The sequence below is a fragment of the Brassicibacter mesophilus genome (assembly GCF_050433385.1).
GTDB lineage: Bacteria > Bacillota > Clostridia > Tissierellales > Proteiniboraceae > Brassicibacter > Brassicibacter mesophilus.
Genome location: NZ_JBNPXI010000010.1, coordinates 69,537 through 82,708, shown reverse-complemented (window position 1 = coordinate 82,708; position 13,172 = coordinate 69,537). Strand labels below are relative to the sequence as shown.

The following is a 13,172-nucleotide window of genomic DNA, read 5'->3' as shown; positions in this document are numbered from 1 at the left end:
CCTCTCAAGTACATGATAGATATATCTGTTTTTTAGTTATGTTAATGTGCTTTTATTTCAATGTTTGTAATATTTCCATTACGATTTCTCTTTCATCAAATGGATATTTTTTATCTCCTAAAATAGTGTATGTTTCATGTCCCTTCCCTGCTAATATTATTATATCTTTTGGTTTGCTATTTTCTATAGCATATCTTATAGCTTCCTTCCTATCTATTATCTCAACATAGTTTCCATTTACACTTTTTACTCCTTGAACTATGTCGTCAATAATTGCCTGAGGATCTTCAGTTCTAGGATTATCAGAAGTAACTATACATAAGTCACAGTATTTCCCAGCAACTTTTCCCATAGGTGCTCGTCTCGAAGTATCTCTATCTCCTCCAGCTCCAAATACAATTACTTTCCTTCCTAGTGCAAATTGATCCACAATACCTAAAACCTTTTCTAATGCATCAGCAGTATGTGCAAAATCAATCATTACAGTAAAGTCTTTGTTTGTAGGAACTATTTCTAATCTTCCTCTTACTCCTTTTACACTTTCAAGTCCTTTTTGGATTTCATCGAGACTAATTCCATAGGAGTATGCACAAGCTGAAGCCGCCAAACTATTGTATACACTAAAATGACCAGGTATATTCATCTTAATCCTAACACTTCCTTTAGGCGTGTTGAGCATGAATCGTACTCCATCAGCAAAATACTCAATTTCATCAGCGTAAATATCTGCCTTTTCTTCTATTCCATAAGTAAGCAAAGGAGTATTAATATGAGATATTTGATCTATCATTTCTCTGCCATGCTTATCATCAATGTTAATAATGTTATATTTGTCAGTCATATAAAACAATTTCATTTTTGCTTTAAAGTAATTTTCAAAGGTCTTATGATAATCTAAATGATCAGTTGTTAAGTTAGTAAAAACCCCAACATTAAACTTACAAAAAGCCACTCTATTCAATTCTAAGGAATGTGACGACACTTCCATTGCGCAACTACTATGACCCTCCTTAACCATTGAATAAAGAGCCTGTTGTAGTTCTAATGATTCAGGTGTAGTATTCTCTGATTTAACAAGTTTATCATTAATTACATTTCCTATAGTTCCTATAATACCTGTTTTTTTATCCACTGCTTCAAATATTGACTTTATCAAATAAGTGGTTGTAGTTTTAGCATTAGTACCAGTTATCCCTATTAATTCAATTTTTCCAGAAGGATTGTCATAATAAATTGAAGCCACGCTTGCTAACGCCAACCTAGTATCATGAACTTCTATTATAGTTATATCTTTTATGTCACTATTTATTATAATTTTCTTGTCTACAATTATTGCTCTTGCTCCATTTGAAATAGCTTCTAAAATATAGTCATGCCCATCAACTTTAAATCCTTTTATTGCTATAAAAAGACTTCCTTGAATGACCTTCCTTGAATCATGGTTAATACTATTTATATCAATATCAGTTTCACCATTGATACTTACGATCTCAAGTTCGCTAATTAATTTACTTAGCTTCATCTCTTACACCTCACAAGAAAAATTAGTATAACCTATTAGATAATACCACAAATTTTGTATTTGTTATAGTCTGCTTAAAAGGCAACATTCAAACACTTTGCTTGAAGTTGCCTTTCTGGTCTAATGTTAATTCAAATTTTGAAAGTGTACCTGTACAAGTGAGTTAAAATCAACCTCAGTACCAGCTTTAGGTATCTGTTCTGATACTACCCCTGTTCCTGTGTATTCGAATCTTAAGTTAACACTATTCAAAAGATCGGTAACTTGCTGAGAAGTTTTACCAGTCAGGTCAGGAACAATTATTTTGTTATTCTCTCTTCTAGTTGATTCCATGTAAAGATCAATATTTGACCCTTTCTTGACTACAGCTCCAGAAGCTGGAAATTGATCTTTTATTATAGCATCACTTTCAACATAGTAAGCATCTGTATCGTAATTGAGTCCTAAACTTAAAATAGTTTTGCTTGCTTCTTTGATGGTTTTATTTATTACATTTGGAACAACAATAGTCTTGCTTTCATTTTCTTTTTTCTCTTCCTCTGTAAATTGCGGCTCAACATCAAGGTAATTTAATGTATCTTTAATTACCTGACCTGCTACTGGTGCAGCAATTTGGCCACCATAATAGGCTCCATTAGAAGGCTCATCAATTATTACTAAGGCTACAATTTTAGGGTCATTAGCTGGAGCAATTGCAACAAAAGAAGCTACGTATTTACCATCTGCATATCTTCCGTCAATAACCTTTTGAGCCGTTCCTGTTTTTCCTCCTACTCTATATCCTGGTACATAAGCATTCTTTCCAGTACCTTCAGCAACAACAGATTCTAGTATTTTACGAAGCGTATTTGATGTTTCTTCGGATATTACCTTTCTTTTTATTTCAGGCTCATATCGATGTACTACATTTCCTTCTTCATCAATTAATTCTTTCACTAGCCTAGGCTTCATCAGGTTACCGCCATTAGCTACTGCTGATACTGCAGTTACAAGCTGTATTGGTGTAACCGCTATTCCCTGGCCAAAGGATATAGTTGCCAAGTTTACATCTTTAATATATTTAGGACTAGTCACAAGTCCCGCTGTCTCTCCTGGTAAAGTTATGCCAGTAGTTTCTCCAAAACCAAAAGCTCTAATGTACTCATAGAATTTTTCGGCTCCAAGTCTTAATCCTAACTCTACAAAAACCTCATTGCACGAATTTTGAACACCCTGAACAAATGTCTGACTTCCATGAGGATTGTAATATCTCCAACATTTTATTGGTCTACTACCACTATTAATCTGTCTCACATAACCATCACAGTAAAACTGACTTTGCGGAGTTACTACATTTTCTTCTAATCCTGCAGCTGCGGTTATGATTTTAAAGGTTGAACCAGGCTCATAATTATCATTGATGGGAAAATTTCTCCACATATCATACCACTTTTTGTATAACTCGTCTGCAGGTAGATTTACCCATTCTTCTGCAAGACCCTCATTGGTCGGAATCCTTGGAGAATTTGGGTCGTAGTCTGGCTTAGTTGCCATAGCTAGTATATCCCCAGTCTTAGGCTCCATTATTATTATAGAAACATTTTTAGCATTATGAGTAATCATAGTTTCTAAAGCTGCTTTCTCTGCAAAATGCTGTATTGTTTCATCAATAGTCAATACCGTACTTAGTCCATCTTTGGCCTCATATAGTGCTTCGTTATCATACGGAAGTTGCCTGCCAACTGCATCAGTTGTTTTAACCCATTTTCCAGGAACTCCAGTCAGATATTTATTAAAGGTTTTCTCTACGCCATACTGTCCTACTTGGTCTATATCTGTGTGACCCAATATATACGCTGCAAAGCTTCCAAATGGATAAAATCTCTTATTATCATCAACTATATCTATTCCGCTAAGGTCTGCTTTCCTTAAAGCATCACTTTCCTCTTTTTCTATCCATTGTTTTATCTTAACAACACTCTTTTTGCTTGTAATTTTCTCATAGACTTCTTCTTCATCTAATTGAAGTATTTCTGCTGCAGTTTTAGCTGTTTTTGTTGCATCTTTTATATCAGCCGGTCTGCACCACACCGTATCTCTGCTTACACTAATAGCTAGTTTTTTGCCTTTTCTATCATATATTACCCCTCTTTTTGCTTTAATAGGGATTCCTCTTGTCCACTGTTCTAGAGCTTGTTTTTTAAGTTCTTCACCCTGTACTATTTGTATTACTCCTAATCTAACAACTAGTGCAAAAACAATCAGTGAAACGGAAAATAATGTTACGATAAGTCTTCTTTTAGTTGAAACAGTGGGTAATGACACAGCTCTGCCCCCTAAAACATATCCGATATTTTATCTAAAAAACTATTAAATGATTTTAAAAATATAAATGATTTTTCTTCAACACTATCTTCATTTACATTTTTTTCATCTATGTTATTTAAAGATACGTATACTACCTGTTCATCAGATGGATAAACCATTCCTAGCTTACTTTGAGCTTCAAATTCTATCATGCCTGACTCCTTAATTTTATCCAACTCAAGTAGCAAATCTTGCTTTTCGCTTTGTAAGTTAGTTATCTCTCTATCAAGCTGTGAAACATCAAACTTTATTTGTGTTATATAAGCATATCTTAATAATACCGATAAACATACACATAACAACATAAGTGCAGAAGCAAATAATTTCACTTTTATAGCCGTATTACTTTTAGTATTCTTTTTATTTTTTCGTAAAGGCTTATGTTGTTTTTCATCGACATATGAGTACATTTCTTTTTTGGCTACTAACAAATTTATTCACTCCCTTATGTTTTTAGAACACTAAACTCTCTCTCCAACTCTTAATTTTGCACTTCGTGACCTTGGATTAGCTTCGAGTTCTTCTTTTGATGGTATAATTGGTTTCCTAGTTATAATGTTTAATTCTTTTTTCTTATTACATTGGCATATTGGAAACTCAGGTGGACATATACAATCTAAGCTAAGCTCTTTATATGTTTCTTTAACTATTCTATCTTCTAGCGAATGAAATGTTATGATACATATTCTTCCTTTAGTATTTAGTACTCCACATATGTCAATAATAGTATCTCTTAATATATCTAGTTCTCTGTTAACTTCTATTCTTATTGCCTGAAATGTTCTCTTAGCAGGATGAGGCCCATCCTTTCTTGCTCCACTAGGTATAGCCTTTTTTATTACTTCAACCAATTCTCCTGTAGTATCTATTGGCTTATTCTTTCTTTCTGCCTCAATAAATTGTGCGATTCTAGCTGCCCATCTTTCTTCTCCATACTGCTTAATAATTCTCTCTATTTCTTCTTTTTCATAATTATTAACAATATCCCAAGCTTTAAAATCTTTAGTTGTATCCATTCGCATATCAAGATATGCATCCTGATTATATGAAAATCCTCTATCACCTTCATCAAGTTGATGTGAGGACACTCCTAAGTCAAGTAGTACTCCATCTACTTTATCAATATTTAAGCTTTGCAAAACACTCTTTATATTTCTAAAATTATTGTGAACTATTGTAACTTTTTCTTTATATGCACTAAGCTCTGCTGTGGCTTTCTTTATAGCATTAAGGTCTTGGTCAATACCGATCAATCTTCCACTACCTAACCTTTTAGCAATCTCTTTTGAGTGTCCAGCGCCACCTAATGTTCCATCTACATAAATTCCATTTTCTTTAATATTTAATCCATTAATTGATTCGTCTAGTAACACAGATACATGCTTAAAATCCAAAATCTTCACCTCAATTTACTTTCACTTATCCTTATTATTTACTCAATATAGCTCATATATAACCTATATTCCAAGTTCAGCCATTTTTTCTGCGATATTTTCATAGCTTAGATCATCGTCATCATTATATGAATCCCATTGTTCCTTGCTCCATACCTCTACTCTATTTGAAACGCCTATTATTACAGCGTCTTTCTCTAACTTACTGTGCTCTCTTAAATTACTTGGTATCAGTATTCTTCCTTGCTTATCAAGCTCACATTCAGTTGCCCCTGCAAAAAAGAACCTTACAAATGCTCGTGCATCTTTTCTTGTTAGTGGTAAAAGTTTCAACTTATCCTCTAAAACCTTCCATTCATCTTTAGGGTAAACAAAAAGACAATTATCCAATCCTTTAGTCATTATAAATGTATCTCCTAGCTCTTCTCTGAACTTAGACGGAATAATAATTCTGCCTTTATTATCTAACGAATGTTGGTATTCACCAATAAACATTAACTTCACCCCACTTTGAGGGATTCCCCTCCACTTCCTACCACTTCAAACCACATTTTAGTATTTCTATACTGACTTCTGAATTCCTGCTAAAAATAATAAAAAAAATAAATTTTTATTAATTAGTTCTTAAGTACTAAAAAACATCAATTTTCAGCAAAAAATGCAAAATAAAAACAGCTGTCTAATATTAAACAGCTGTACAAACATCTAGTATAAATATACTATTTTTATATTATTTATAATCTGACTTAAGAGTTAAAACTATGAAACCTTTTTCTTATTCACAGACAATTCTTTTTTAGCCTTGTAGAATAGTGATATCAACGTATCTAACTCAATACTTAAGTTGTAGATAACATTATAGTCGTCATTATTAACTATTGAGGCATTAAGCTTGTCCCTTAATACGATAATCTCGTCATTAAGTGTCATATTTCATCCCGCCTTTTCATTAGGTACGACCATTTTATTACAATTTTTCCTAAAGTGTCAATTGATTGTTTCTGTTATCTACACCCGTTTTTTTATTTAGACATAATATATCTCCTGTTTTCTCTCTTTTTTACCAATTATCTATATATTTCCAAAAAAATGTCGTTTAATTGGTTGATTATTCTACATTATCCAACATGCTTTGTTTTCTTCTGATGAAAAATAGTAGCATAGCTATAATTATACTTACAGCGCTTATAAGTTGAGCTACTCTTATTGGCCCAAACATTAAGCTATCTGTTCTCAATCCTTCAATGAAAAATCTGCCTACAGAATATAAAGCTATATAAAGTAAAAATACTTCGCCTCTAACCTTAGTCTTGTTTTTTCTATACCACAATAAAAATAAAAACACTGCAAAATCCCATAAGGACTCATACAAAAATGTGGGATGTACTTTTTGTCCGTTAATCATAATTCCCCAAGGAAGATTTGTCGGTCCTCCGTGGGCTTCTTGATTAACATAATTCCCCCATCGTCCTATTGCTTGCCCTAAAATAATACTTGGACCAGTAATATCTGCAAGCTGCCAAAAATCAACTTTTCTTACCTTACAGAAAATAAGTGCTACTAAAATAGCTCCTATTAGCCCACCATGTATTGCTAAGCCGCCTTCTCTGATATTTATCATCTTCATAAAATCACCTTTATAGTAGTCCCATGAAAAGACAACGTAGTAAATCCTAGCTCCTATTATTGCTGCAGGCACCGCAAAAATCAGTAAATCTATTAACAGCTCATCATTAAAGCCTATTCTTTTACATTCCCTTAATGCTACAACTGTAGCCAACAATAATCCCATAGATATTAAAATACCATACCATCGTACAGATATACCAAAAATCTCAAAAGCCACTGGATCCATATCCATCCTCCTTTTGCAGTTAATAAGCTACTAGTTTTATTATGATTGCACATTGTAACCATTAAACCTAGTAGCTTAATCTTTTTTATATTATTTCTAATTATATTTTTATTTTTAGTTAAAGTCAATAAACTTACTTGGGCATTACAATCGAAAGCACATGATTGTCATCATTCATATGAACATCAAATCTTTTTTGCACATCTGAAATACTTACTTCATTAATAATATCTAGATATCTCAGTAAAGATGAATTTTTAAAGTGATAGCTTACAAAATTGGTAGCTATATATTCTATTGAGTTAAGCTCCATTAGATGGTATCCTATAAGTTTTTTCTTTATTCTATTAAAATCTTCTTTTGAAAGACCCTTCTCTCTAGTATTTTTTATATAGTGTTCAATCCTTTCTAAAACAGTTTTTGGAGATTCAGATTCTCCACCAATAATAGAATATCCATAGTCTTTATTTCCCACATATTGTGATCCAAAAGAATTTGTTATTAGTCCCTCGTCATAAAGCTGTTGGAAAAACTCAGAACTATTTCCAAATAACATTTCAAGCAAAATATTTGTGCATATTTCCTTATGAATCAATTTGTCTCCATCATACCCTATATCGGTATCCTTATATCCAATATTAAATATTGGAGTTGAAACACTAAGCGTATCCTGTATTGTCTTTCTATTTACTTTATCCGGTTCGGATGTTCTTACTCTCTCTATTATTTTACTGGGTTTTTCAGAGATCTTTTGATTTTTTCTAATAATATCTAATGCATTATCAAAATCTACATCCCCTATAATAAATATAATCATGTTAGCAGGATTGTAAAAAGTGTTATAGCATTTATATAAAATCTCTTTATCTATTTTACTTATACTATCAACCGTTCCAGCTATATCAATTCTTACTGGGTGTACATTATACATTGCACTTAAGCTGTTTGAAAATACCTTCCATTCTGCAGCATCATCATACATACGTATCTCTTGTTCAATTATGCCCTTTTCTTTTTCAACATTTTCATCTGTGAAGTAAGGATTTTGGACAAACTTAACTAGTAGCTCTAGATTTTCATAAAATTTATCGGTACAAGAAAAGAGATACGCTGTTTGATTATAGTTTGTATATGCATTTACATATGAGCCTAATTTTGAAAAATCATTAAAAATGTTTCCTTCAGGCTCTTCAAATAATTTATGTTCTAAAAAGTGAGCAATCCCCTCTGGAACTTCTACTATATCATTCTCTCCTATTGGCTTAAACTTGTTATCATTTGATCCATAATTAGTTGCATATATAGCATACTTTTTAACATATCCTTTTTTAGGCATATAAAATACCTTCAATCCGTTTTCTAATTCATGAGTATAAACTTCTTCTTTTAATCTATCATTTTTCATTTGTACTCCACCTCCTCGGAATCGCCTATTTGTTTCCTTTGTTACTCAAAAAGTATATTGTATCTAATTTAAGCTTTTGAAAAGACTCTATTATATCACTTTTATTGACTTTCATTATTTGATTAATCATGTTATCAATTGTACGACTGTCTCCTGTTAATGCCTGACTTAAATAAAATTCAGACAAAGAATAGTTATCATCAGTTAATGACACTATAGAAGTCATGATTGAATTCTTTGCTTGGTCTATATCACTTTCAGAAAACTGTCCTAATTGTATTTCATCTACTTGCTTTTTCATAATATCTACTGCCATATCATAATTCTCAGATTCTATTCCTGATACCATCAGCATAATAGATTTAAATTTATATGACTGAGAAAATACATAATACGCAAGACTTTCCTTTTCTCTTACATTTAAAAAAAGCTTAGAATTTGGACCCCCACCAAGTATCTCATTAGCAATCATAAAAGCATCGTAGAGCTTATCTTCGTAAGGAATATTCATTCTATATCCTAGTGTAAGCTTTCCCTGACTTACATCCATATTTTCAAGTACTACATTAACATCATCAATTTGTTTATCAATTTTCTCTCTAGGAATATCTACTATATCTCCTCTTATAATTGTGAATATCTGTTTAAAGATTGCCTCAAAATCATTTTGAGAAATATCTCCAACTACACTTATTTCTATATTACTTGTTGCTAATACATTTTGATAGTGTTTATACAAGCTTTTACCATCAATCCTATTTAAATCCTCCACATATCCATATTTATATATTTTAAAATTCTCATTTTCACACATTTCTTCTATACACCTATCTATTGCATATCTCTTCTTATCATTTATCCTGCCTTTAATTTTCTTTCTCAAATTCTCTTTTTCTTGTTCAACGTATTTTTCTAAAAAAGCTTTATCTTCTAAAAGTGGTTGATTTATTATCTCATTTAACATTTCAATAGCTTGAGCTATAAGGTCTTTAGACTCTGTATAACTTGCATCAGGTGCCTCAATCGTAAATCTTATTACTTGTCTCTCTCCCTTTTTACTAACATCTATGCTTAAATTTGCTCCATATAGCTCCTCTAGCTTTCGTTGTATATCTAAAGATGTATTATAATTTTTCGTTCCACGCTTTAACACTAGTGGAAGTAAAGCATTAATTGTAGCCTCTTCTTTTATAAGAGGTCTAATAAAGTAAATATTTATTAAATTAGTTTTAAACTTGTTTGTTTTAATAAAATTTAAATAAGTTTTTTTGTCTATTTCTTTTCTATAGTAATTTAAATTCAAAGTTGATACCTCCTAATAGATTATTACTCCCATTTTTGCAGATTTGTAAATTCCACCATGTTTTTTATCTCATCGATTATACTGCTGTCTTTTAAAAATCCATCTAATACTCTAACTTTCACGCCTTCAGGAAAATCTATGCTAGACTTTGTTTTTAGAGCTATAGTACTATTATCAATATTTGTTGCAGATGGTTTTACATACACTATCAATATATTTCCAACGCCATATTCCAAAAGATTATCTATGGTGTCAATATAATTTGGTTGTATATAATTAAACCATGCTGTTTTAATTTTATTTTCTTCTATATCTAAATCACTTATTAAATAAGATTTAATCTTATTTCTAAGCATCAGATTTTCTTTTGCAGACTCTATATGATTTCCTCTATTATACCCTTTCTCCCCTTCTCCAATTAGTAAAATTCCTATATCTGTAAGTCCATTTTTATTAATATACTTCTCTATAGTTTTAGTGTAAGCCGCTGCAATTGCATTATTATTCCATAAAAGTTCAACATATTTTATGTTAATGTTTAAATTGAAAAGTTTCATCTTCTCGATTCTTGCTTTAATTATCTGTAGAGTATGACCATCTGTCAAGACCATAGGAACTACTATAACATTATGATACCCATCATTTACAATATCAATTAAACATTCTTCAATATATTTTGAATCATTCATATATGAAACATACACCTTATAATTTTCATCTAGCACTTGCTGTAATTCATTTTTCATTTCATCGGTGTTTTTTTTATAATCACTTTTCCCAATTTCTTTATAATTATTTTTATTTTTATTTAGTAGAAATGGAGTCAATATTTTTTCACTAATATCTTTATTGTACTTAATATTTGTTAAGCATTTTGATAAGTTATATCTTTCAGGTTCTCCCTCATATACTACAAGTACTGCTGTCTTCTCAAGTTTTCTAAGAGGATTAATATTATTTAATTCCATATTATAGCGTTGTGTTAATAAAAATATATTCACTACAATGTATGCTAAAGCTATAAAAACTACAAAAACTGAAAATAGTGTAAAAGTAGTCTGTGTTGAAGCATTCTTTGATGACTTAATTAGTGCAATTAATGATAAAATTATAAAAATGCTTTCTTGAGGATCATCATAAACTAAGTACATAATAAGAAAAAATCCAGAAAAGAATATATATATTCCATTTTTTTTAATAAATCCATACTTATCCATAAATACCTCTCTAATTTTTAATATTTACTATATAGTATTTAGAATAAGTCCAATATATGAAGAAATCCAATCAAACGACTGGATTTCTTGTTTCTACTTTATTTCATTTTATTTTCTTAATAATTTCATCTATTTCTTTACTGATATTTCTTTTTGTATCACCTCTGATTAAAGATTGTTCAATATCATCTATCTTATTGAACAAATCCTTGTTTGAAGTTATTGTTACATTCTTTATCTCAGCATCAAATGCTTTTACAGTGTTCATTATTTTGTATTTCATATCTTGCGATAACTTTCCTTCTCTTTCTTCTAGAGCATCAACTCCAACAAGTGCTTTGTTTTCATGTAGTACAACCGTCGCGTCATAGATACCTTCTTGATCAACCAATGAGTCTGCAATGGATTCTGCCTTAACTACTTGCTGGTAATCCTTATCATTCTGTCTTCTTAAGTTCTCTTTCTCTATGTATCTGTCAATTTCAGCTTGTTGTTGAGTTATATTATCTGGACTAGGTTTTTCAGCTGGCCTACATCCTACAGATATTAGTGATAATGTCAGCATAAAGAGCAGAATACAATAAATCAATTTATTTTTTTTCAAAGCTATACACCTCCTAATACTATTTTGCCTTTTAATATTTTTTTTATTAATATTGACTATGTATTATAAAAAAATTCATCCGATTCACGGATGAATTTAAAATTCTACTCTTTCTCCAGTAGTCATGTATATAATTCTTTCACAAATGTTAGTTGTATGATCTGCTATTCTTTCTAAATACCTGCCAACGAACAATAAGTATACAACTTGCTGCATAATTTCCTTATTTACACTAAGCATTTCCAGTAGTTCAACATATATATCTTCATAAATATCATCTATAATATCGTCCATTTCCGCTGTTTCTCTAGCAAGATTAGTATCTTCATTGATAAAGCTATCCAAGCTTTTCTTGACCATCTGCTTTGTTATATCTGCCATTCTAGGTATATCAATAAGTGGTTTAATATGCTTTTGTGTTCCGATTTTCATTGTCACTTTCGCAATATTTACTCCATGGTCCCCTATTCTCTCCAAATCAGTAATTATCTTTAAAATAGTACTTATTCTTCGTAAGTCTTTTGCTATAGGCTGTTGCAGTGCAAGTAAATTTAAACATTTTTCTTCAATCTCAATCTCCATTTCATCTATCTTGTCATCTAACTTCAACACTTTTTGAGCCTTGTCTAAATCTTGAGTTACTAGTGATTTTATCGCTAAATCTATCACATCTTCAACTAATGCTCCCATTTTTAGTAATGATAAGTGAAGTTTATCTAGCTGTTCGTCAAAATGCTTTCTCATATTTCCACTCCCTTTTAACCGAATCTACCTGTTATATAATCTTCTGTTCTTTTATCACTTGGATTAGAAAATATTTTTTTAGTCTCGTCAAATTCTATTATCTCTCCCATCAAAAAGAATGCTGTGTTATCTGATATACGTCCAGCCTGTTGCATAGAATGTGTTACTATAGCTATAGTATAGTCATTTTTTAAATCCTCTATAAGTTCTTCTATTTTTGAAGTTGCAATAGGGTCAAGTGCAGAAGTAGGCTCATCCATCAATAGCACCTCTGGCTCCATAGCTAATGCTCTAGCTATACATAATCTTTGTTGTTGTCCTCCTGATAATGACCAAGCAGAGCTATTAATCCTATCCTTAACTTCGTCCCACAAAGCGGCCCCTTTAAGACTCCTTTCAACAATTTCATCAAGCTTTGTTTTAGACTTTACACCATGTCTTTTAGGCCCAAACACTACATTTTCATATATAGACTTAGGAAATGGATTTGGCTTTTGAAAAACCATACCTATCCTTTTTCTAAGCTCCACTTCATCTATATTCGGTGAATAAATATCTTTTCCATCAAAAAGTATCTTTCCTTCATGTCTAGTGCCTTCTATCAAATCATTCATTCTATTTAGAATTCTTATAAAAGTTGACTTACCACAGCCTGATGGGCCTATTAGAGCTGTTACTTTGTTTTCCTTTATTTCTATATTAATATCCTTTAAAGCCTTAAAATCTTTATAATAAAAGTTCAAATTTTCAACTTTAATCTTAGTAGTCATTTATTGTCCCCC

13 protein-coding genes are annotated in these 13,172 nt (G+C 31.2%); all 13 read right to left on the bottom strand.

Annotated elements, in window-relative coordinates:
* Positions 1-52: 52 nt before the first annotated feature.
* Entirely contained in the window at positions 53-1,522 is a 1,470-nt protein-coding gene (locus HNR33_RS12165; protein WP_429083653.1) for a UDP-N-acetylmuramoyl-L-alanyl-D-glutamate--2,6-diaminopimelate ligase, read from the bottom strand.
* Positions 1,523-1,648: 126 nt separating this feature from the next.
* On the bottom strand, positions 1,649-3,826 hold the full coding sequence (locus HNR33_RS12160; protein ID WP_429083652.1) for a stage V sporulation protein D: 2,178 nt from the start codon (positions 3,824-3,826) through the stop codon (positions 1,649-1,651).
* Between the two features lie 11 nt (positions 3,827-3,837).
* Entirely contained in the window at positions 3,838-4,299 is a 462-nt protein-coding gene (locus tag HNR33_RS12155) for a hypothetical protein (protein ID WP_429083651.1), read from the bottom strand.
* Positions 4,300-4,329: 30 nt separating this feature from the next.
* Positions 4,330-5,262, bottom strand: a complete 933-nt coding sequence (gene rsmH, locus HNR33_RS12150) for a 16S rRNA (cytosine(1402)-N(4))-methyltransferase RsmH (protein ID WP_429083650.1) — start codon at positions 5,260-5,262, stop codon at positions 4,330-4,332.
* Positions 5,263-5,325: 63 nt separating this feature from the next.
* The gene (mraZ, locus tag HNR33_RS12145; protein WP_429083648.1) at positions 5,326-5,757 is read right to left on the bottom strand and encodes a division/cell wall cluster transcriptional repressor MraZ; all 432 of its coding nucleotides are present in this window, start codon (positions 5,755-5,757) and stop codon (positions 5,326-5,328) included.
* 264 nt (positions 5,758-6,021) lie between these two features.
* The gene (locus tag HNR33_RS12140) at positions 6,022-6,192 is read right to left on the bottom strand and encodes an aspartyl-phosphate phosphatase Spo0E family protein (RefSeq protein ID WP_429083646.1); all 171 of its coding nucleotides are present in this window, start codon (positions 6,190-6,192) and stop codon (positions 6,022-6,024) included.
* 178 nt (positions 6,193-6,370) lie between these two features.
* On the bottom strand, positions 6,371-7,117 hold the full coding sequence (gene lgt / locus HNR33_RS12135; protein WP_429083644.1) for a prolipoprotein diacylglyceryl transferase: 747 nt from the start codon (positions 7,115-7,117) through the stop codon (positions 6,371-6,373).
* A gap of 133 nt (positions 7,118-7,250) precedes the next feature.
* Positions 7,251-8,522: an EF-P 5-aminopentanol modification-associated protein YfmH gene (gene yfmH / locus HNR33_RS12130; RefSeq protein WP_429083643.1), complete on the bottom strand. Its 1,272-nt coding sequence runs from the start codon at positions 8,520-8,522 to the stop codon at positions 7,251-7,253.
* A gap of 25 nt (positions 8,523-8,547) precedes the next feature.
* Positions 8,548-9,825 carry an EF-P 5-aminopentanol modification-associated protein YfmF gene (yfmF, locus tag HNR33_RS12125; protein ID WP_429083642.1) on the bottom strand — a complete coding sequence of 426 codons (1,278 nt, stop codon included), beginning with the start codon at positions 9,823-9,825 and terminating at the stop codon, positions 8,548-8,550.
* A gap of 23 nt (positions 9,826-9,848) precedes the next feature.
* A complete protein-coding gene (locus tag HNR33_RS12120; protein ID WP_429083641.1) occupies positions 9,849-11,042 on the bottom strand; it encodes a ferrochelatase in 1,194 nt (397 codons plus the stop codon).
* Between the two features lie 103 nt (positions 11,043-11,145).
* Positions 11,146-11,646 (bottom strand): YhcN/YlaJ family sporulation lipoprotein, encoded by a 501-nt coding sequence (locus tag HNR33_RS12115; RefSeq protein WP_429083639.1) that lies wholly within the window; start codon positions 11,644-11,646, stop codon positions 11,146-11,148.
* A 96-nt stretch (positions 11,647-11,742) separates the two neighbouring features.
* Positions 11,743-12,390 carry a phosphate signaling complex protein PhoU gene (gene phoU / locus HNR33_RS12110; protein ID WP_429083637.1) on the bottom strand — a complete coding sequence of 216 codons (648 nt, stop codon included), beginning with the start codon at positions 12,388-12,390 and terminating at the stop codon, positions 11,743-11,745.
* Positions 12,391-12,404: 14 nt separating this feature from the next.
* Entirely contained in the window at positions 12,405-13,160 is a 756-nt protein-coding gene (gene pstB, locus HNR33_RS12105) for a phosphate ABC transporter ATP-binding protein PstB (RefSeq protein ID WP_429083636.1), read from the bottom strand.
* Positions 13,161-13,172: the final 12 nt, after the last annotated feature.

Coding starts and splice junctions, on each gene's coding strand:
- pstB (WP_429083636.1), bottom strand. CDS start 13,160: ATGACTACTAAGATTAAAGTTGAAAATTTGAACTTTTATTATAAAGAT.
- HNR33_RS12165 (WP_429083653.1), bottom strand. CDS start 1,522: ATGAAGCTAAGTAAATTAATTAGCGAACTTGAGATCGTAAGTATCAAT.
- yfmH (WP_429083643.1), bottom strand. CDS start 8,522: ATGAAAAATGATAGATTAAAAGAAGAAGTTTATACTCATGAATTAGAA.
- HNR33_RS12140 (WP_429083646.1), bottom strand. CDS start 6,192: ATGACACTTAATGACGAGATTATCGTATTAAGGGACAAGCTTAATGCC.
- HNR33_RS12120 (WP_429083641.1), bottom strand. CDS start 11,042: ATGGATAAGTATGGATTTATTAAAAAAAATGGAATATATATATTCTTT.
- mraZ (WP_429083648.1), bottom strand. CDS start 5,757: ATGTTTATTGGTGAATACCAACATTCGTTAGATAATAAAGGCAGAATT.
- phoU (WP_429083637.1), bottom strand. CDS start 12,390: ATGAGAAAGCATTTTGACGAACAGCTAGATAAACTTCACTTATCATTA.
- lgt (WP_429083644.1), bottom strand. CDS start 7,117: ATGGATCCAGTGGCTTTTGAGATTTTTGGTATATCTGTACGATGGTAT.